This window comes from Kitasatospora sp. NPDC004745 (genome assembly GCF_042873275.1).
Classification (GTDB): domain Bacteria; phylum Actinomycetota; class Actinomycetes; order Streptomycetales; family Streptomycetaceae; genus Kitasatospora.
Window position 1 is genome coordinate 14909 of record NZ_JBIALK010000041.1, and the last position, 20533, is coordinate 35441.

The following is a 20533-nucleotide window of genomic DNA, read 5'->3' on the forward strand; positions in this document are numbered from 1 at the left end:
GGCCTCCGGCGGTGTGGGCGTCCGGGAACCCGGCGATCATCACCCCGCCACCGGCGCCCCCCGGACCCACCCGCCCCGCCGCGCCGTCCGTTCACCCGGCCGGACGCCCGACTCACCGGCCGGCCCGGCGGAGCGGTGGCTACCCTCGAAGCGGAGGACCGAGCAGACGGGTGGTGCCGTGGCCGCGAGTTACCCGTTCGTGGGGCGCGAGGACGTGCTGGGGGAGCTCCGCGACGCGCTGACGCGGGCCGCGGCCGGCCGCGGCGGGCTGGTCGTCCTGACCGGGGCGGCCGGCGCCGGGAAGACCCGGACCGCCGAGGAGGCCACCGGGCACGCCGAGGGCTTCCGGGTGCTCTGGACGTGGTGCCCGCCCGACACCGCCGGTCGCGCCTTCCGGCCCTGGTCGCGGGTGGTGGGCGAGCTGGCCGCCGACGACGTGGGGTGCGGGCGCCTCACGGCCGCCTCGCCACCCCTGCGGGCCCTGCAGGCCGGCGCCGCACCGGAGGACCCGGCGGGGGCCCCGCCCGCCACCGATCCGGAGGCGGCCCGGCTGCGGCTCGCCGGGGACCTCGCCCGGCTGCTGGCGACGGCCGCCCGGAGCCGGCCACTGCTGCTGGTCCTCGACGACGTGCACGCGGCCGACGCCTCCTCGCTGCGCCTGCTGCTGGACGTGGCCGACGCGGCGCGCACCGCCCCGCTCCTGCTGCTCACCACCGCCCGTGACGACGACCCGGCCTGGCAGGACCGCGGCTGGGCGCGCGCCCAGCTGCTGCGCCGCGGACGCAGCCTGGCGCTGGGGCCGCTGCGCGAGGCGGACGTGGCCGGCCTGGTCGAGGCCGCCACGGGCCGCCCACCCGCCCCCGCGGCGCTGCGGGAGCTCGTCCGGCGCACCGGTGGTGAGGCCTTCTTCGTCACGGAGCTCGTGCGCGCCCGTGGCCCCGGAGCCGCCGGGGGCCCGGACGACCGGTCCGCCCCCGGGCCGCCCGTGGTCGGCGTGCGGATCGCCGTCGAGGCCCGGATCGCCGAGCTGTCGCCGCCCGCCGCCCGGCTGCTCCGGCTCGCCTCCGTGCTCGGCAGCCCGTTCCGGCTGGACGTGCTGGCCGAGGCCGCCGCGGTGCCGCTCGCGGCGGTGCGGGCCGCCCTCGACGAGGCCGCCGGGGCCGGTCTGCTGGCCGAGCTCACGGCCGACGGCGGCACCTTCCGGCACGACCTGCTGCGCGAGGCCGTGTACGGCACGCTGAGCCCCGGCGAGCGCACCGCCCTGCACGCCGCGGTGGGCGCCGTCCTCGCCGGGCACTGCCGGCGGGGCAGGGACACCGGGCCGGCCGAGGCCGCGCACCACCTGCGGCTGGCCGGCCCCGGACACGCGGCCGAGGCGGCCCGGTACGCGCGGTCGGCCGCCGAGCAGGCCGAGGCCCTGGGCGCGTACGAGGAGGCGGCCCGCTGGTTCCGGGCCGCCGCCGGGGCCGCAGACGGCGCGGAGCTGGTCGAGGTGCTGCTCGGGCTCGGCGGGGCCGAACTGGGCAGCGGGGAGCCGGCGGCCGCCCGCGCCGCACTGCTGCGGGCCGCCGCGCTCGCAGGCCCGGCCGGCCGCCCCGACCTGCTGGCCCGGGCGGCCCTCGGGCTCGGCACCGGCCCGGTCGGCTTCGAGGTCGACCTCGCCGACCAGGAGCAGCAGGAGCTGCTCGCCGAGGCCCGCACCGCCCTCGCGGCCCGTCCCGACCAGGAAGGCCTGCGCGCCTGCGTCACCGCCCGACTCTCCCTCGCCACCGCCCTGGTCGAACCGGAGCAGCACCGGCTCGCCCTCGCCGAGGAGGCCGTCCGCACCGCCCGCTGGCTCGACGACCCCGCCGTCCTCGGGCCCGCGCTCGCCGCCCGCTGCGACGCCGCGCCCGGGCCCGACCGCTGCCGGGACCGGCTCGACTGGTCCGCCGGGATCGTCGCCGCCGCCCGGGCCCGCCACGACCCGGTGCTGGAACTCCTCGGCCGCCGGCTGCGGCTGGTCGCCCTGATGGAGACCGGCGACTTCGCCGCGGCCGACACCGAGGCCGACCGGTTCGACTCCGTCGTGCGCCCGCTGCACCGCCCGCTGTACGCCTGGTACGTGCCGCTGTGGCGCGGCGCCCGGGCCCTGATGGAGGGCCGGTACGCGGACTGCGCCGCCGCCGTCGAGGAGGTGGCGGAGCTGGGGCGACGGGCCGGCAGCGGCAACGCCGCGCTGCTCGCCGCCACCCAGCGCTGGTGCCTGGCCGCCCAGGGCGGCGACCTCGACGCACTGCGTGGCAGCCGCGCGGACGCCACCGTGCTGGAGCAGCACTCCGGCGTCTGGCCCCGCGTCACCCTCGCCCTGATCGCCGCCCAGCTCGGCGACCCGGAGGAGGCCGGGCGCCGGCTTACGGCGATCGCCCCCCGGATCGGCGGGGCGCCCCGGGACAGCGAGTGGCTGCCGATGCTGGGCCAGGCCGCCGAGACCGTCGGCCTCATCGGCGGGCACCCGGCGGCGGACACCCTGTACCGGCTGCTCGCCCCGTACGCCGAGCTGTTCGCGGTGGAGGGCATCGGCGCGGCCGTCCGCGGTCCCGTCCACCGCCACCTGGCACTGCTCGCGGCGGCCGGCGGCGACTCCGCCCGGGCCCGCTCGCACCGGGAACGGGCGCTGCGGGCGGCCGGGGCGGCGGGCGCGGTGGCACTGGCGGAGCGGATCGCCGAGGAGACCGGGCGCGGGCCCGCCGCGCTCCCGCCCCCGGCCGGCCGGGACGGCGCGGTCTTCCGGCGCGAGGGCCCGCTCTGGCACCTGGCCTACGCCGGCCGTGACACCCGCCTGCCCGACAGCAAGGGCCTGCACGACCTCGCCGTCCTGCTCGCCCGGCCCGGTACGCCCGTGCCCGCCGTGGAACTGGCCGCCGCGCCCGCCGCCGCCCCCGGGCCGGCCGAGGGCCTGCACCCCGAGGGCGACACGGGCGAACTCCTCGACGCCACCGCCCGCTCCGCCTACCGGCGCCGCCTGCAGGAGCTGGCGGCCGAGGCCGAGGAGGCCGACGCCGCGGCCGACCCGGACCGCTCCGAGCGGATCGCCGTCGAGCGCGACGCGCTGGTCGCCCAGCTCTCGGCCGCCTACGGGCTCGGCGGCCGGGTCCGCCGGACCGGCTCGCCCGCCGAGCGCGCCCGCACCGCCGTCACCGCCCGGATCCGTGCCGCCGTCCGCCGGATCGCCGCCGACCACCCCGAACTGGGCCGGCACCTGGACACCGCCGTGCGCACCGGCACGCTCTGCGTCTACGCCCCGGAGGACCCGCCCGACTGGCGGCTGTGACCGCGCACCGGCCGGAGCGCGCCGGAACACCGGCGTGCACCACCGCCGTGCCGCCGTGGCGCACACCGTGCCGTCCGATCTCACGCCTGTGGGTCGAAGGCGCCGTACGACGGATGTACGGCCGTGAGACCGAGGCAGGACACCATGCCGCGCACCAGCAAGACCGAGGCCGAGCTCCGGGTCGACGAGCCGGTCATCGAGGGCCGCTACGCCGAGATCGGCCCGTACACCGTCGGCTACGAGACCGTGAAGCAGGACCTGGACCCGGCGCCGCTCTTCCGTGGCCTGCCCGACGACCGCTGCCAGTGCCCGCACTGGGGCCAGGTGCTCACCGGCCGGATCGTGTTCCGCTACGCGGACCACGACGAGGTCTTCCGCGCTGGGGACAGCTACTACGGCGCCCCCGGCCACCTCCCGCTGCTGTTCGCCGGCACCGAGACCGTCGAGTTCAGCCCCACCGCCGAGCTCGGCCGCACGATGGCCGTCATCGGCCGCAACCTGGAGGAGGCGGCGGCATGACCACCGACCAGGCCCGCGCCGAGGAACTGGCCGGCCTCTTCGTCCGGTTCCTGGAGACCAACACCGCGCCCGACGGCCTCTTCACCGACGACGTCCTCGTCGACCTCAGCCTGCCGCAGTGGCGGCTGCAGGCCTCCGGCCCGGACGCGCTGGTCGCCCTGCGCCGGCGCAGCCACCCCGCCCTCGGCCGCGTCCCGCGCCACCGCGTCGACGCGACCGGGACCGGGCTGGTGGTGGAGTTCGAGGAGCGCTGGACGGACGACCAGGGCCACTGGTACTGCCGGGAGATGATGCGCGCCGACGTCCGCGACGGCCGGATCGACGAGCTCTCCGTCTACTGCACCGGCGACTGGGCCCCGGACGTCCAGTCCGCGCACGCCCGCGAGGTGACCCTGCTGCGGCCGTGAACCGGAAACCGGGCCCACCGCCCCGCCCGGACGTGAGAGCATCGGCCGGTGCGAGCACTGACTGTCCTGGGGACGTGCGGGGCGTGGCCCGAGGCCGGCCGGGCCGCCAGCGGCTTCCTGCTGGAGTACGACGGGTTCCGGCTGGTCCTCGACCTCGGTTACGCGACCTTCCCCCGGCTGCTGGAGCACTGCCCCGACGGCCGGGTGGACGCCGTCGTCGTCACCCACGAGCACCCCGACCACTGCGCCGACCTCAGCGCGCTGTGCCGGGCCCGCTACTTCGCGCCGCAGCGCGGTCCACGGGTGCCGCTGTACTGCCCGCCCGGGGTCGTGGCACGCGTCCAGGCGATGGAGCCGACCGAGGACCTGCACGAGGTGTTCGACGTGCACCCCCTTCCGGCCGCCCACCGGGTGGGGCCGCTGCGGCTGGACGCCGAGCCGCTGCCGCACCACGTCCCGCACGCGGGCGTCCGGCTGACGGCTCCGGGCCTGACCCTCGCCTACAGCGGCGACGCCGGACCGGGCCCGGCGCTGGAGCGGCTGGCGGCCGGAGCGGACCTGTTCGTCGCCGGCGCGACCCTGCAGGGCGGGCCGGCCGCGGACCCGTACCTGATGAGCGCCGCGGACGCCGGGTCCTGGGCCGGGCGGTGCGGCGTCGACCGCCTGCTGCTCACCCACTTCTGGCCCGGGGCCGACCGGGCACGGTCGATCGCCGAGGCGCGTGAAGCCTTCCCGGGCGAGGTGACCGCGGCCGAGGAGGGCATGACCATCCCGCTGTGACGCCGGACCGGGCCGCGTGCCCGGTCCGGCGCCGGGGGCCGGCCGGGGGACAATCGTTCCCAGTCCAGTCCACACGTCGACGGGTGACCTCAGATGACCGGAGCACGCACCGAGCCCCCCGCCGCGGGCGGCGCCCCCGTCCCCAAGCTGCTCTGCGACACCAGGGCGCTCGCGGCGCTCGATCCGGCACCGGCGGGGGCGCTGTGGCGGCTGGCCGAGCCCGGTCGGCAGCTGGACGCCAACCTCGTCCACGTCCCGCCGGGCGGCCGCATCGACACCCACACCGAACCGGACCTCGACGTCCTCGTCCTGGTCGTCGCCGGTGACGCCACCCTGCACGTGGGCCCGGAGCGGCAGCCGCTCACCGAGGGCGGCCTGTTCTGGCTGCCGCACGGCTCCACCCGCAGCCTCACCGCGGGCGACCGGGGCGTTTCCTACCTCACGGTGCACCGCCGCCGCCCGGGCCTGCAGATCCGGCACCAGGACCGCTGACCCGAGCCGCGGTGCCCCGATCCGTCACTCGTTGTGCAGCACCTCGGCGATCGGCAGACGGGCCGCCGCGCGGGCCGGGACGAGCGCGCCGAGGACGGCGATCGCGACGCCCGCGAGGGCGAGACCGGCGAGCAGCGGAGTGCTCCACACGTCGATCATCCCCTCCGTGAAGTCGATGATCCGCACGTTCTCGACGATCAGCCGGTGCGCCGCCACCCCCACCGGGATGCCGATGACCCCGCTGAGCGCACCCTGCCAGGCCACCGAGGTGACCGTCATGGCGACGACCTGCCGGGGCGTCATCCCGATCGACTTCAGCATGCCGAGATCGCGGCGGCGCTCACGGACGGTCAGCAGCAGCGTGTTGAAGACGCCGAGCGCGGCGACCACCGACAGCAGGACGGTGAAGACTGTGGTGAACGTCCGGATCGCGACGGTCGCCCCGTCCTCGTGGGCCCTGACGACGGAGGGCGTGAGGCTCGGGTCGGCCGCCGTCACGGCCCTCCGGTAGGCCTCGGCGTCGGCGCCGTCGGCGAGCCGCACGTCGTACTCGACCGCGTGCGGGTCCGCGGTGAGCGCCGCCCGGACGGTGTCGTTGGAGGTGATCGCGTTCGGATTGCCCTCGAGCAGCTCCCCGACGATGGTGACGGTCAGCTGCCGCCCCTCCAGGTCCAGGGTGATCCGGTCGCCGAGTCGGAGCCCCCGCTGGTCGAGGAAGGCCGGCCCGACCTGGATCTCGGCCGGCCCGGTCGCCGGGTGCCCCTTGACCGTCCGGAGCCAGCGGGCATCGGCGATGGAGTCGCCGCCGTAGAAGTCGGCGAAGACGGGCCGGGTGTAGCCGACCAGGCCCAGCTGGACGAGCCCCCGGGTGACGACCCGTTCGGCGCCGGGGGCGGCACGCAGCATCGCCTCGGTCCGGGCCGGGTCCAGCCGCGGCTCGGTCGTGCTGCCGGTGAAGTGGGCGGTCTGCACATTGACGTGGATCCGGCCGTCGGGCGGGGCCAGGGACCGCGACAGGGTGCCGTTCACCCCGGTGGTCACCGTCACGGTGACCACGCCGAGCACGATCGCCGACATGGTCAGCGCGGTGCGGGCCGGCCGGGCGAAGGGCTGGCCGAGGCCCAGGCTGACGGCGCGCGGCAGCCGGGTGGAGCCCAGCCACCGCTGGACCTTCAGCCCGCGCCCGGTGCGCGGTGCGCTGCCGGCCGAGATCGCCTGCGCGGCGGAGAGCCGGTGGGCCCGTGAGGCCGGGACCAGTGCGGCCGCGGCGACCAGCAGCGGGACTCCGAGCAGGGTGGCGGCGGGAAGCCAGCCGGCCGGCTCGATCACGGCGGTGCCGGTCACGATCCCGCTGAAGGCCGCCTGCAGGAGCGGGGGCGACGCCGCCCAGCCGGCCGCGGTGCCGAGGACCGCCCCGGCGATCGCGGGCACCGAGACCATGGTCAGGTAGACGGTGACCACCTGCCGCGGGGTGAAGCCGATCGACTTCAGCACGCCGATGTGCCGGTAGCCGGAGACGACGGCGCCGCTGACCACGTTGCCGACGATCAGGGTGGCGACCACCAGGCCGAGCACCCCGAACACCGTCATCAGCGGAAGGTAGGCGTCGGCGCCCGCCGAGAAGGCCTGCTTGAGCGTCAGGTACGACTGCGTGCTGACCACCGCGCTCTCCGGCAGGCCCGCGGTGGCCGTGCCGAGGGAGGCCGTCACCCGCTCCTGGGTGCCCGCGTCGGTGAAGCGGTAGAGCATCTGCCGGCCGGTGGGGTGCAGGGCCGCCGCCTGTCCGGGGGTCACCCAGCCGCCGGCGGTCTGGCTCATGCTGGTGGCGAAGCCGACGACGGTGAGCCGCAGTCCGGTGGCGGTGGTGAGCGGCCGGCCGAGGAAGGCCACAGCGGCGCCGCCGAACGGCTCCTGGATCACCACCTCGCCGGGCGCGGTGGCCCAGCGGCCGGCGAGCAGCTCCACCCGGTCGACCGGGCCGCCCGGGTCGGGGCGGCCCACCAGGGTGAGCGGGCCGGGCGGGCGGCCGATCCAGTCGGTCGGGATCTCGACCACGGCCTGGTCGAACGGCCCGGCGGCGGCCTGGACGCCCGGCCGGTGGGCGGTGGCGGCCAGCTGCTCGGCGGAGGCCGCGGCCGGGTCGAAGGCCGCCACGAGGTGGGCTCCGTGCTGGGCGCCGAAGGCCTCGTCGAAGGGGGCCCGGGCGGCGCTGATCACCGCCAGGGCCAGCAGGAGGGTCGCGGTGGAGCAGAAGACGACCAGGCCGATCACCACGGTCTGCAGCCGGCGGCGCCTGACCGCCGCGCGGGACGCCCGCCACACGGCGCCGTTCACGACGAGGCCTCCAGCATCCGCTCGCGCGCCACCCGGCCGTCCGCGACCTCGACCAGGCGGCTGGCGCAGCGGGTGGCCAGACCGGCGTCGTGGGTGACGATGAGCAGGGTCTGTCCGATCTGGTTGAGGTCGATCAGCAGGTCCATCACCTGTTCGCCGGAGCGGCTGTCGAGCGCGCCGGTCGGCTCGTCCGCGAGCAGCAGGGCCGGACGGTTCATCAGGGCCCGGGCCACCGCGACCCGCTGGCGCTCGCCTCCGCTGAGCGCGGCCGGGTAGACGTCCCGCCGGTGGGCGACGCCGAGTTCGTCCAGCAGTTCCAGGGCCCGGCGGCGCGCCTGGCGGGCGGGGGCCCCGGTCAGCTGCGCGGCCAGGGCGACGTTGTCGAGGGCGGGGAGGTCGTCGATGAGGTTGAAGAACTGGAAGATCATGCCGATGTGCCGGCGGCGGAACAGGGCCAGCCCGGTCTCGTTCAGCTGCCCGAGGTCCTGTCCCTGCACCCGGACCGTGCCGGCGGTGGGCCGGTCCACCCCGGCCACCATGTTCAGCAGGGTGGACTTGCCGCACCCGGAGGGGCCCATCACGGCCACCGCCTCGCCCGCCCGGATCCGCAGGTCGACGCCGTCGAGCGCCTTGGCGTCGCCGAACTCCTTGTGGACCCCGGACAGCTCGACGACGACCTGGGCGTCGTCCGGCCGGGAGGTCCCGTCGTGGTCATTGCTCATGGTGCACGACGGTAGGCACCGACACCCGGGTGCCACGTCCCACCCCGGGTGTAACCGCGGGCCGCCGTAGTACCGGAGATGTACGGGTGCGGCACCCCCGGATGATGTGGATCATGCTGTGACCTGCGAAGCTGACGTCGTGTGGGGAATCGGGTGGGAGTGGGCCGCCGTCGCGGTGGCCGGGGCGGCGTGCGCGTGCGCCGGTTGGCTGGCCGTCGCGCTCGGCCGGGCGCGCAGGTCGCACCGGGCGGCCATCGGCGAGCGCGGCTGGCTGCTGGAGCGGGAGCGCGAGAGCGCCGCCCGCACCGCGGTGGACGCCGAACGGGCGCGGATCGCCGCCGAACTGCACGACATCGTCAGCCACAACGTGAGCCTGATGGTGGTTCAGGCCGGGGCGGCCCGCGAGGTGGTGACGACCATGCCCGAGGAGGCCGCGGCGGCGATGGGCGCCGTCGAGGCCGCCGGGCGGGACGCCATGACCGAACTGCGGCACCTGCTCGGCCTGCTCGCCCCCGCCGCGGACGGCGGTGAGGAGCCGCACGGGGACGGCTTCGCGCCGCAGCCGAGCCTGAGCCGGCTCAGCCCGCTGATCGACCGGTTCGCCTTCGCCGGGCTGCCGGTGGAGGTGCGGATCTCCGGCGAGCCGCGGCCGCTGCCCGGCGGCATCGACGTGACGGCGTACCGGATCGTCCAGGAGGCGCTGACCAACGCGCTCAAGCACGGGGACGGGGTGACGGCGGAGGTGACGGTGCGGTACGCGGACCACTACCTGCGCGTCGAGGTGCTCAACAGCGGGCCGAGCGTGCTCGCCGGCGGACCGGCCGGGTCCTCCGGCACACCCGCCGCGGTGCCGGCGAAGCGGCCCGACGGGGCCGGGCGCGGGCTGCTCGGCCTGCGCGAACGGGTCGCGGTGTACGGCGGGGACCTGGACGCCCGGCGCCGGCTCGGCGGCGGCTTCCGGGTCCGTGCCCGGATCCCGCTGGACCGGCCGTGACGGCGGGCACCGAGGTCGGCGGAGGGCCGGGAGAGGCGGGGGAACAGGACCGGGGGAGAGACGTGAGGGAGCAGGCCCGGCGGGCGGACGCGGGGGAGCACGGTCCGGACCGGGACCGCCGCCCCCGGGTGGTGATCGCCGACGACCAGGAGCTGGTCCGCACCGGCTTCCGGATGATCCTCACCGCGCGCGGCATCGACGTGGTCGCGGAGGCCGGGGACGGCGCGGAGGCGGTGGCCGCCGCCGTCCTGCACCGGCCCGACGTCGCCCTGCTCGACATCCGGATGCCCGGCACGGACGGCCTGGAGGCCGCCCGCCGCATCCTCGCCGAGGTGCCCGATTGCCGGGTGATCATGCTGACCACCTTCGACCTCGACCACTACGTCTACGCCGCCCTCTCCGCCGGGGCCAGCGGCTTCCTGCTCAAGGACGTCACCTCCGCGCACCTCGCCGCCGCCGTCCGGCTGGTGGACACCGGGGACGCCCTGCTCGCCCCCTCGATCACCCGGCGGCTGGTCGAGCGGTTCGCGGCCGGTGCGCCGCGCCCGGCCCCCGGCGCGGACGGCCCGCCGCTGCACCGCGACCTCGCCCCGCTCACCCCGCGCGAGGCGGAGGTGCTCGCCCTGCTCGGGCGAGGGCTGTCCAACACCGAGCTGGCCCGCGAACTGACCCTCAGCGAGTCGACGGTGAAGACCCACGTGGCCCGGATCTTCGCCAAGCTGAACCTGCGCGACCGGGCCCAGGCCGTGGTCCTCGCGTACGAGACCGGGCTCGTCGCGCCGGGGGCGGGGTGAACCGGGCCGGCGCTCCCGGGCTCACCGCTGGCGACGGCGGGGCCGCCCGACCGCTGGTGGGGCCCGGGGTGGTGCGGGCGGACCGCCGTCGCGCAGCTCGCTGATCACGGCCCAGGCCACCGAGACCACGGGCACCGCCACGACCGCGCCCAGCACCCCGGCCAGGACGGCGCCGCCGGTGACGGACAGGGCCACCGCCACGGGGTGGATCCGGACCGACCAGCCCAGTACCAGGGGGTGCAGCAGGTGGCCCTCGATCTGGCCGATCACCACGATCAGCCCGAGCACCAGCAGGGCGACCACCGGCCCGCGCACGGCCAGGGCGACCAGCGAGGCGATGGCGAGCGCGATCGGCGATCCGATCAGGGGGACGAGCGCGGCGACGAACTCCAGCACCGTCAACGGCAGCACCAGCGGGACGCCGAGCACCGACAGGGCGATGCCGACCAGCACGGCGTTGGTCGACGCGACGATCAGCACGCCCCGGGTGTACCCGGCGAAGGTCTGCCAGCCGACCCGCCCCGCCCGGCTCCACACCGACCGGGCCCCGGCGGGTAGTTGGCGCTCCGCCCAGCCCCACATCCGGTCGCCGGAGTGCAGGAAGAACACCGAGCAGAACAGGCCGAGGGCGGCCGTGGTGACCAGTTCGACGACCCGGCCGGCACTGCTGATCGCGGTGCTGATCAGCGTGGACCGGTGCTCGGAGAGGAACTCGCCGAGCTTGGACCGGAAGTCGGTGACGGTGCCCGGACGGACGTGGAACGGCGCACCGCTCAAGGAGTGGTCGAGCCGGGCCAGGCCACCGTGCAGCTCCTCGCCCAGCCGGCTCCACTCGCCCGCCACCGTGGTGCCGACCAGCGTGAGCACCCCCAGGACCACCGCGATCGCGGTGAGGAAGGACACCAGCACGGCGAGCGCGCGCGGCATCCGCCGGGCCAGCAGGTCGACCAGCGGCCGCAGCACGGAGGTGATCACCAGCGCCAGGAACAGGGCGACGACCGGGAGTTGGAGCTCGCCCAGGACCTGCACCACGAGGTAGCCGGTGATGCCGAACAGGAGCAGCCGCCAGGTGTAGGCGGCCGCCGTCCGCAGCCCGGGCGGGACGGTGGCGTGGGGCGGGGCCGGCCGTGGCCGGGGCGCGGGCACGCGGGGCCGCCGCCCGGCAGCCGGCCGGGGCGGTCGGTGGCCGGTGTCGCGCACGGGCCGCCTCCCAGGGGTCGTGGTCTCGGTCGTGTGGCGGGGCCGCCCGGTCGGGCGGCCGTGCCCCCGGCGGCCCACCGCCGGGAGCCCCGGGGGGAGGAGGGCGCCGTGGGCACGGGCCGGCACCGCATCGACGGTCCGACCGTGCTGCCGCTCCCGCCCCCGCCGCTCCCGGGCGGCCGGCCCGCCGGTGCGGCGGGCGGCCCCCAGGTCTACCGCCCGGCGCGCGGCCGCGTCCCGGAGGCGACGCCGCCGCGCGCCGGATCACCGTGCCGGACCACCCGTTCGCCGGAGTGCGCCGGACGGTGCTGTGATCATCTGTCCGGAGGCCCCGGGCGGCCGGACCGGCCGTGCGGTCGCGGCTCCTCCACCGGGTCGGTCACCTCGTACTCAGGGCCGTCCTCCGGCCCCTTGCGCTTCTCCTGCTCGGGTGGAAGCCTGCCACCCTCCCCGGTCATCCGGGACTCGGGCGTCTCCGCCCGCACCGGTGGGTCCTGCGAGCTGTCGTCCACGTCTCTCGCCTCCTCGGGCCGCGCAGGCCGCCGCGGGGCGGCCGCCCGGCGCCTGGTCAGTGCCGGCCGGCGTCCTTGATCTTCTCGGCGGCCTGCTTGAGGTCGCTCTTTGCCTGCTCGGCGCGGCCCTTCGCCTCGATCGAGCGGTCCCCGGTGGCCCGCCCGGTGACCTCCTTGACCTTGCCCTTGGCCTTGTCGGCGGCATTGCGCAGCTTGTCGTCGGTACCCACGACGGGGCTCCTCTCGTCTCGCGGTCAGGGCGGTGCCCGCCCTGGGCCGCGTGTGCCCGGACTCCGGTGTTCCATGCACGGCTGTTCCATGCACGGCGCACCCCTCGGCGCGGGCGCCGGACGGGTGGACGCCGTCCGTCCGCGCATCCCGGGGCCGTGCGCGGCATGATGGTCGGGACGGCACACCGCCGCCGCAACCCGACCAGGAGCCCGCCATGCCACGGTCAGCCGAACCGCCCGGTGCGGGCGCGGAGGAGCAGGGCCCCGGTGGGCTGCGGGTCACGGCGCGGCGGGAGGGCCCGGTCCGGGTGGTCTCCGTCGAGGGCGAGCTGGACCGCGACACGGCGGACACCCTGCGCGCGGCGCTCGCCGGGCCCGGGGAGGAGGACGAGCGGCGGATCGTCGTCGACCTCGCCGGTCTGCGGTTCTGCGACTCGACCGGGCTGAACCTGCTGCTCCGCGCGCGTCAGGACACCGGGGCGGACGGGGTGCGCCTGGAGCTGGCCGGTGCGCGCGGGGTGGTGGCCAGGCTGTTCGAGATCACCGGGGCCGACACCGTCCTGCGCATCCACCCGGACCTCGACGCCGCGCTGGGCACAGCCGGCCCGGCGTCCGAGTCCGTCGCCGACCCGACGTGAGGAGGCCGGTGTGACACGTGCCGCGGACGGGCTCCCGCACGACCCCGGACGGACGCCGGGTGCCGAGCGGATCAGGCGGCTGGTCCTGGACGGGGCCGACGGGGCGGTGGCGCGCTGCCGCGAGTTCAGCCTCTCGGCCCTGGTCACGTGGCACTGGCTGTCGGCGCTCGACGACGAGCGGCAGGCCGTGACGGAGGACGTCCTGCTGATGGTCTCGGAACTGGTCACCAACGCGTGCCTGCACGCCGGGGGGCCGCGGGAGCTGCGGCTGCGCTGGGACGGCGAGCGGCTGCGGGTGGAGGTCGTCGACGCCAGCCCGGTGCCGCCGAGGCTGCAGCCGCTCATCGACCCGGGCCGGCCCGGCGGCCACGGGCTGCGGGTGGTGGACCGCCTGGCCCGGTCCTGGGGATCGCTGCCCGAGGGCGGGGGGAAGGCGGTCTGGCTGGAGGTGCCGTCGCCGCTGGGCCGCCCGGCCGACGGGGCCCACCGGGCCTGAGGCCCCCGCGGCGTTTCCGGTTCCCCGCAGCGGATACCCGTGGGGCGGGGAGCCGTCGCCGTGGACGGCCCGGGAAAGGAAGGGAGCCGCCGCCATGACGCGCCGACCCAGGGACGCGCAGCCCGTACCGGAGACGCTCGGGTTCACCGCGGTCGCCCGCCCGTGGGAACGCGGCACCGTCCTCACCCTCGTGGGCGAGCTCGACCTCGACACGGCCGGCGCCCTGACCGTGGCCCTGGACGCCGTCCTGGCCGTCCCCGGCACCGTGGTCGTGCTCGACTGCGCGGGCCTGGAGTTCTGCGACTCCAGCGGTCTCAACGTGATGCTCCGCGCCCACAAGCGGGCGGTGGCCGGGGGTGGCCGGGTCGAGCTCGCCCGCCCCCGTCCGATGGTGCTCAGGATGCTCGAACTGACCGGTGCCACCCACGCGCTCCCGGTCCGCGACTCCGTGCCGGAGTGAGCGGCCCGCCGCCACGGCCCGGGCCCGCACCACGGCCCGGACCAGGCGGGGGAGGCACCCCGTCCGCCCGCCCGCCCGCCGCCCGCCGGTGGCAGAGTGGGAGCAGGGCGGCGCCCGCCGCCCCCACGAGCCGCAGCCCGCCCGTCGGCGCTGGGGCCGTGCGTCCGTGCGGGACGGTGACAGGATGGACGAGCAGCCGGCACCCGGTGCGCGGCCCGCCGACCCGGCCGGACAGGCCCTGCGGCAGCTGCTGGCCGGGCTGACCGCTGTGCGCGACGGCGACTTCGGGACGAGGCTCACGCCCGACCAGCCCGGGGTGCTGGGGGAGATCGCCACGGTCTTCAACGGCATGGCGGACCAGCTGTCCCGGTTGACCTCGGAGGTGACCAGGGTGGCCCGGGAGGTCGGCACCGACGGGCGCCTCGGCGGCCAGGCGCAGGTGCCGGGCGCGGCCGGCACCTGGGCGGACCTCACCGACTCGGTCAACGCGATGGCCGGCAACCTCACCTGGCAGGTCCGCAACATCGCCCAGGTGACCACGGCGGTCGCCGAGGGCGACCTGACCCAGAAGATCGAGGTCGACGCCCGGGGCGAGATCCTGGAGCTGAAGAACACCGTCAACACGATGGTCGACCAGCTCTCGGCCTTCGCGGACGAGGTGACCAGGGTGGCGCGGGAGGTCGGCACCGAGGGCATCCTCGGCGGCCAGGCCGACGTCAAGGGCGTCGCCGGGACGTGGCGCGACCTCACCGACTCCGTGAACTTCATGGCCGGCAACCTGACCGGCCAGGTCCGGGCGATCGCCCAGGTCGCCACCGCCGTCGCCGAGGGGGACCTGACCCAGAAGATCACCGTGACGGCCCGGGGCGAGATCCTGGAGCTGAAGACCACCATCAACACCATGGTCGACCAGCTGGGTTCCTTCGGCGCCGAGGTGACCAGGGTGGCCCGGGAGGTCGGCACCGAGGGCCGGCTCGGCGGCCAGGCCGACGTCCGGGACGTCTCCGGCACCTGGCGCGACCTCACCGAGTCCGTGAACGTGATGGCCGACAACCTCACCGCCCAGGTGCGCGCGATCGCCGAGGTGACCACCGCCGTCGCCGAGGGCGACCTGAGCCAGAAGATCCGGGTGGACGCCCGGGGCGAGATCCTGGAGCTGAAGGAGACCATCAACACGATGGTCGACCAGCTGTCCGCGTTCGCCGACGAGGTGACCAGGGTCGCCCGCGAGGTGGGCACGGCCGGCAACCTCGGCGGCCAGGCCACCGTCCGGGGCGTCTCCGGCACCTGGAAGGACCTCACCGACAACGTCAACGTGATGGCGTCCAACCTCACCGGCCAGGTCAGGTCGATGTCCGACGTGGCGACGGCCGTCGCGCGCGGAGACCTCTCCCGGAAGATCACCGTGGAGTCCCAGGGCGAGGTCGCCGCCCTGGCGGACGCGATCAACACCATGGTGGACACGCTGTCGGTGTTCGCCGACGAGGTGACCAGGGTCGCCCGCGAGGTCGGCACCGAGGGCATCCTCGGCGGCCAGGCCCGCGTTCCCAACGTCGCGGGGACGTGGAAGGACCTCACCGACAACGTCAACTTCATGGCGCACAACCTGACCAGCCAGGTCCGCAACATCGCCCAGGTGACCACGGCGGTGGCCAAGGGCGACCTCACCCGCAAGATCGACGTCGACGCGCGGGGGGAGATCCTGGAGCTCAAGACGACCGTCAACACGATGGTCGACCAGCTGGGCTCCTTCGCCGCCGAGGTGACCAGGGTGGCCCGGGAGGTCGGCAGCGAGGGCCGCCTGGGCGGGCAGGCCCGCGTGGAGGGGGTGTCCGGCACCTGGAAGCGGCTCACCGAGAACGTCAACGAGCTGGCGGGCAACCTCACCCGGCAGGTCCGCGCGATCGCCGCGGTCACCAGCGCCGTCGCCGCCGGGGACCTCACCCGATCGATCACCGTGGACGCCTCCGGCGAGGTCGCCGACCTCAAGGACAACATCAACGCCATGGTCGGCTCCCTGCGCGAGACCACCCTGGCCAACCAGGAACAGGACTGGTTGAAGACCAACCTCGCCCGCTTCGCGGCCGCCCTCCAGGGGCGCCGGGACGTCCGCTCCGTGGCCGAGATGATCACCGACGAACTCACTCCGCTGGTGGGCGCCCAGTACGGGGCCTTCTTCCTCGCCGAGGAGGGCGCGGACGGCCCCGAACTCGCCCTGATCAGCGCCTACGGCCGGTCGGCGGAAGGACTGCCCGACGAGCGGTTGCGGCTCGGCGAGACCCTGGTCGGCCAGGCCGCCCGCACCCGGCGCACCGTGGCCGTGGACGACCTGCCACCCGGCTACGCGACCATCTCCTCCGGTGCCGGGTCGGCCGACGTCCGGGCCGTCCTGATCCTGCCGATCGCCCTGGAGGAGTGGCTGCTCGGCGTGCTGGAGTTCGCCTCCGTCCACCCGTTCACCGAAGTCCACCGGGACTTCCTGGAGCAGTTCGCCGAGGCGTGCGGCGTCAACATCGGCACCCTGCTCGCCAACGCCCGCACCGACGAACTGCTCGGCGAGTCCCAGCGGCTCACCGCCGAACTGCAGGCCCGCTCGGAGGAGTTGCAGGAGGGGCAGGAGGAGCTGCGGCGCTCCAACGCGGAACTGGAGGAGAAGGCGGCGCTGCTCGCGGAACGCAACCGCGACATCGAGGCCAAGAACCTGGAGATCGAACAGGCCCGGCAGGAACTCGAGGAGCGCGCCCGCCAGTTGAGCCTCACCTCGATGTACAAGTCGGAGTTCCTGGCCAACATGAGCCACGAGCTGCGCACCCCGCTGAACAGCCTGCTCATCCTCGCCCAGCTGCTCGCCCAGAACGCCGCCGGCAACCTCACCCCCAAGCAGGTGGAGTACGCGGGTGTCATCCACTCGGCCGGCGCCGACCTGCTCCAGCTCATCAACGACATCCTCGACCTGTCCAAGGTCGAGGCCGGCAAGATGGAGCTGAGCCCCGAACCCTTCGCCGTGCACGAGCTGCTTGACTACGTGGAGTCCACCTTCCGGCCGCTCGCCGACCAGAAGGGCCTCGGCTTCGAGGTCACCGTCGACGAGGCCGTGCCGGAACGACTCGTCACCGACCAGGCCCGGCTGCGCCAGGTGTTGCGCAACCTGCTCTCCAACGCCGTCAAGTTCACCGACACCGGCCGGGTCGAGCTGAGGCTCGAACCCGTCCGCGCCCCCGACCTCCCGGCCGAGCTCGGCCACCTGGCCGCGGCCGTCGCCTTCCACGTCGAGGACACCGGCATCGGCATCGCCCCGGGCCACCTGGACGCCATCTTCGGCGCCTTCCAGCAGGCCGACGGCACCACCAGCCGGCGCTACGGGGGCACCGGCCTGGGCCTGTCCATCAGCCGGGAGCTGGCCCGGCTGCTCGGCGGCACCATCGTCGTCCGGTCCAGAGCCGGAGAGGGCAGCCGCTTCACCCTCTACCTCGCCACCGGGGAGCCGGCCGAACCCCACGCCGACCGGCGGCACGTCCTCGTCGTCGAACCCGAACCGCCCGGTCTGCTCACCATGATCGCCCGGGCCGCCGTCCGGTCCGCGGGGCCCTCGGCGGGGCCGGTCGAGGTCCGCGCCGCAGGGGACGAGGCCGCCCTGCGCTCCGCCCTGGTCCAGGGCCACTACCGCTGCGCCGTCCTCGACCTCGACCACTTCGGGGACCTCGCTCCGGTACTGCTTCCGGCCCTGGACGGCGACACCCCGGTGCTCGGCCACCAGGGTGACGCCGCGGCCCGCTCCGGCACGGCGACCGCCGGCGGCCTCGAACTCCCCGGTGGCCTGGACGCGTTGCGCGGGCGGCTGGTCGAGCTGATCGGCGGCGCCCCGCAATCCGTCGAGGCCGCAGTGCCCGCGCCCGAGCCGTCGAACGGGCCCCTGGCCGGCCGGACCGTCCTGATCGTCGACGACGACGTGCGCAACGTGTTCGCGCTCACCGCCGCCCTCGAACAGCGCGGCCTGGACGTCCTGCACGCCGCCGACGGCGGCGGCGCGCTCGACCTGCTGCACGCCCACCCCGACACCGCCCTGGTCCTGATGGACGTGATGATGCCCGGCATGGACGGCTACGCCGCGATCGGTGCCATCCGGGCCGACGACCGCTTCGCCCGGCTGCCGGTCATCGTCGTCACCGCCAAGGCGATGCCGGGCGACCGGGACCGCAGCCTCGCCGCCGGCGCGGACGACCACGTCACCAAGCCCGTGGACATCGGCAGCCTCCTCGACCGGATGCGGCACGTGCTGGACCTGCCGTGAGCCCGGGACCGGACCCAGAGGACGGCACCGCCCGGGCGCTGGCCGGGACTGTCCGCCGACTTCAGCGCACCGTCGAGCGGATGCGGGCGGAGGACCGCTCCCGGGCGGTCGTCGACCTGGCGACCGGCATCCTGTCCGAACGGCTCGGCCTGTCGCTCGGCGAGGCGGCCGCCCATCTCGGCTGCCTCGCCCGGGAATCCGGTGTCCCCGTCGCGGCGTTGGCCGCCGACGTCGCGGGCCTGCCCGCGCCGGAGCACCCGGGCGAGGCCGACGGCGAGCCCGTGGCCGCTCCGGGCCCGGCCGCGTTCGCAGGCGGGGAGCGTTCCGAGCTGCAGCACGCCGTCGAAGCCGTCCTCGACCAGACCGGCGGGCCGCTCGGCGTGCGCGCCGTGGCCGTCTGGCAGTGCCTCGCCGACGGTGCCCTCGCCCTCGCCGCCCAGGCCGGACTGCCCACCGCGGAGGCGGCCGCCTGGGCCCGCGTCCCACCGGGCGTCCCCACCCCGGCGCAGCGGGCCGTCGGCCTGGGGCGGGACCTGTGGCCCGGCACCCCGGAGACGGCGGGCCCCTCAGTCGGTCCCGGATCCGTCCGGGCCGTCCTTCCGCTGCTGGAGCGGGGCCGCCGCCGGGGAGCCCTGGAAGTGCTCTGGCCGCCCCCGGCGCCCGGCCTCGGCAGTGCCGAGCGCCGCCAGTTGCGGGCCCTGGCCGACCTGTGCGCCACCCTCCTCGACGGCCCCGCGGAGCCGCCCGCAGACGACGACCTGGGCGCGGTGCCGGACGGCCTGCTCACCCCCGCCCTGCTGCTGGCACCGGTCCTGCGGGGCGGCCGGGTCGCGGACTTCGCGATCCTGCGTGTCAACGACCTCTTCCACGATCCGCTCGGCCGCCCGCGCGCGGAGGTGGAGGGCTCCTCCTTGCTGGAGGCCTACCCCGTCGCCGCCGCCACCGGACTCTTCGCGCACCTGCTGCGCTGCCACGAGAGCGGCGCCGCGCAGCCCGCGGCGCTGCTGGAGCTGGAGTTCCAGCGCGGCGCGAACCCCCTGCCGAGCACCGTCCGGCTCGCCGTGGCCCCGCTCGGGGACCGGCTGCTGCTCAGCTGGCAGCCGGGCCCGGCGCGGGCCGGTGCGCCGCAGCAGGCCGACCTGCTGCGCCAGGCCCAACGGCTGGCCCGGGTAGCCGGGTTCGAGGAACCGGCCGGTACGGGCCGGATCGGCTGGAGCGAGGGCCTGCACGAGCTGTTCGGGCTGCCGCCGGAAGCGGCGCCGGTACCGCTCGCCCACCTCGGCCGGCACGCCCACCCCGACGACGAACCGGCCATCCGCCGGCTGGTGGACACCGTCCGGCACCGCCACCGCAGCGCCTCCGCCGTCTTCCGGCTGGTCCGTCCCGACGGCGCGCAGCGCTACACCAGGGTCATCGCCGAGCCCGTGCTGGACGCGGGCGGCCGCCTCGCCGCCGTCCGCGGCGCCTACCACGACGTGTCCGCGCAGCACTGGACGGAGGTCGCGCTCGGCGCGACCCGGGAGCGGCTCGCCGACTCCGAGCAGGAGTCCGCCGAGCGCGCCGAACTGGCCCTGCGGCTCCAGCAGGCCATCCTGCCGACCGTCCCGCCGGCGCTGGGCCCGGGCGGCCTGCGGGCGGCCGTGCGCTACCGCCCGGCCGCCAAGAAGGACCGGGTCGGTGGCGACTGGTACGACGTCATGCCGCTGCCCGACGGACGGGTGCTGCTCGCGGTCGGGGACGTCGCCGGCCACGGCGTGGGGGCGGCCACCGGCATGGTCGCCCTGCGGCACGCGCTGCGCGCCCTGGCCGTCACCGGGGCCGGGCCGGGCCGGATGCTGGAGTGGGCCAACACCGTCGCGCTGGGCGAGCCCGGGCAGGTCACCGCGACCGCCGTCTGCGTCCTGCTCGACCCGGCGGGCGGTGGCCTGCACTGGGCCCGGGCAGGGCACCTGCCCCCGATCCGGCTGGGCGCCGCGGGCGCCGAGGTCCTGCCGCTGCCGCACGGCGTGCTGCTCGGGGCCCTGGAGGACGCGGCCTACGAGGAGCACACCGCCCGGCTCGACCCGGGGGACGTCCTGCTGCTCTACACCGACGGCCTGGTCGAGCGCCGGGACCGGCCGGTCGAGGAGTCCGTCGACCAACTGATCCGGGCGGCCGGAGCGCCCGGACCGGACCTGGAGGGCTTCCTCGACCGGTTGCTGGAGCTCAGCCCTTCCGACACCGACGACGACACCTGCCTGGTCGCCGTCCGGAGGGACTGAGACCGGCCGGACGCGCCGGCCCCCCGGACCGGACGGGGCGTCGGTGCAGGGCGTCCGAGCTGGCCGTATGCTGTCCGCCACCACTGAAGA

At 76.3% G+C, this 20533-nt stretch carries 16 protein-coding genes; 12 read left to right on the top strand and 4 right to left on the bottom strand.

Annotated elements, in window-relative coordinates:
- Positions 1-178 precede the first annotated feature (178 nt).
- From ACFYUY_RS37765 to ACFYUY_RS37785, 5 genes are all read left to right on the top strand, one after another.
- Entirely contained in the window at positions 179-3313 is a 3135-nt protein-coding gene (locus ACFYUY_RS37765; RefSeq protein WP_387907703.1) for an ATP-binding protein, read from the top strand.
- Positions 3314-3436: 123 nt separating this feature from the next.
- On the top strand, positions 3437-3832 hold the full coding sequence (locus ACFYUY_RS37770; protein WP_360219939.1) for a hypothetical protein: 396 nt from the start codon (positions 3437-3439) through the stop codon (positions 3830-3832).
- Positions 3829-4239 carry a hypothetical protein gene (locus tag ACFYUY_RS37775; RefSeq protein ID WP_360219937.1) on the top strand — a complete coding sequence of 137 codons (411 nt, stop codon included), beginning with the start codon at positions 3829-3831 and terminating at the stop codon, positions 4237-4239. Before ACFYUY_RS37770 ends, ACFYUY_RS37775 begins: the two co-directional genes overlap by 4 nt.
- Before the next feature lie 48 nt (positions 4240-4287).
- Positions 4288-5019: an MBL fold metallo-hydrolase gene (locus ACFYUY_RS37780; protein WP_387907706.1), complete on the top strand. Its 732-nt coding sequence runs from the start codon at positions 4288-4290 to the stop codon at positions 5017-5019.
- A gap of 93 nt (positions 5020-5112) precedes the next feature.
- Positions 5113-5511 carry a cupin domain-containing protein gene (locus ACFYUY_RS37785; protein WP_387907708.1) on the top strand — a complete coding sequence of 133 codons (399 nt, stop codon included), beginning with the start codon at positions 5113-5115 and terminating at the stop codon, positions 5509-5511.
- Positions 5512-5535: 24 nt separating this feature from the next.
- Here the strand turns inward: ACFYUY_RS37785 and ACFYUY_RS37790 are convergent, their stop codons facing one another.
- Together ACFYUY_RS37790 and ACFYUY_RS37795 are read right to left on the bottom strand one after the other, a co-directional pair.
- Complete coding sequence (locus ACFYUY_RS37790; RefSeq protein ID WP_360219929.1) at positions 5536-7845, bottom strand: FtsX-like permease family protein; 2310 nt, start codon at positions 7843-7845, stop codon at positions 5536-5538.
- A complete protein-coding gene (locus ACFYUY_RS37795) occupies positions 7842-8567 on the bottom strand; it encodes an ABC transporter ATP-binding protein (protein WP_387907710.1) in 726 nt (241 codons plus the stop codon). The genes ACFYUY_RS37790 and ACFYUY_RS37795 overlap by 4 nt, the downstream gene beginning before the upstream one ends.
- A 139-nt stretch (positions 8568-8706) precedes the next feature.
- On the opposite strand from ACFYUY_RS37795, the gene ACFYUY_RS37800 reads away from it, so the two are divergent.
- Positions 8707-9561 carry a sensor histidine kinase gene (locus ACFYUY_RS37800; RefSeq protein ID WP_387907713.1) on the top strand — a complete coding sequence of 285 codons (855 nt, stop codon included), beginning with the start codon at positions 8707-8709 and terminating at the stop codon, positions 9559-9561.
- Between the two features lie 173 nt (positions 9562-9734).
- Positions 9735-10355: a response regulator gene (locus tag ACFYUY_RS37805; RefSeq protein WP_387907757.1), complete on the top strand. Its 621-nt coding sequence runs from the start codon at positions 9735-9737 to the stop codon at positions 10353-10355.
- Between the two features lie 21 nt (positions 10356-10376).
- On the opposite strand, the gene ACFYUY_RS37810 is transcribed toward ACFYUY_RS37805, so the two are convergent.
- Positions 10377-11501 (bottom strand): AI-2E family transporter, encoded by a 1125-nt coding sequence (locus ACFYUY_RS37810; protein WP_387907715.1) that lies wholly within the window; start codon positions 11499-11501, stop codon positions 10377-10379.
- Positions 11502-12123: 622 nt separating this feature from the next.
- Complete coding sequence (locus ACFYUY_RS37815; RefSeq protein WP_360219914.1) at positions 12124-12297, bottom strand: CsbD family protein; 174 nt, start codon at positions 12295-12297, stop codon at positions 12124-12126.
- Between the two features lie 215 nt (positions 12298-12512).
- Here ACFYUY_RS37815 and ACFYUY_RS37820 point away from each other — a divergent pair, with 215 nt between their 5' ends.
- The 5 genes from ACFYUY_RS37820 to ACFYUY_RS37840 all read left to right on the top strand — a co-directional run bounded on the left by ACFYUY_RS37820 (position 12513) and on the right by ACFYUY_RS37840 (position 20443).
- Positions 12513-12935: an STAS domain-containing protein gene (locus tag ACFYUY_RS37820; RefSeq protein WP_360219911.1), complete on the top strand. Its 423-nt coding sequence runs from the start codon at positions 12513-12515 to the stop codon at positions 12933-12935.
- Between the two features lie 10 nt (positions 12936-12945).
- Positions 12946-13431, top strand: coding sequence for an ATP-binding protein (locus ACFYUY_RS37825; RefSeq protein ID WP_360219908.1), 486 nt, complete (start codon positions 12946-12948; stop codon positions 13429-13431).
- Positions 13432-13525: 94 nt separating this feature from the next.
- Complete coding sequence (locus ACFYUY_RS37830; RefSeq protein ID WP_387907718.1) at positions 13526-13891, top strand: STAS domain-containing protein; 366 nt, start codon at positions 13526-13528, stop codon at positions 13889-13891.
- Between the two features lie 184 nt (positions 13892-14075).
- Positions 14076-18182, top strand: coding sequence for a HAMP domain-containing protein (locus tag ACFYUY_RS37835; protein ID WP_387907720.1), 4107 nt, complete (start codon positions 14076-14078; stop codon positions 18180-18182).
- Entirely contained in the window at positions 18179-20443 is a 2265-nt protein-coding gene (locus ACFYUY_RS37840) for a SpoIIE family protein phosphatase (RefSeq protein WP_387907723.1), read from the top strand. The genes ACFYUY_RS37835 and ACFYUY_RS37840 overlap by 4 nt, the downstream gene beginning before the upstream one ends.
- The last annotated feature ends 90 nt before the right edge of the window (positions 20444-20533 follow it).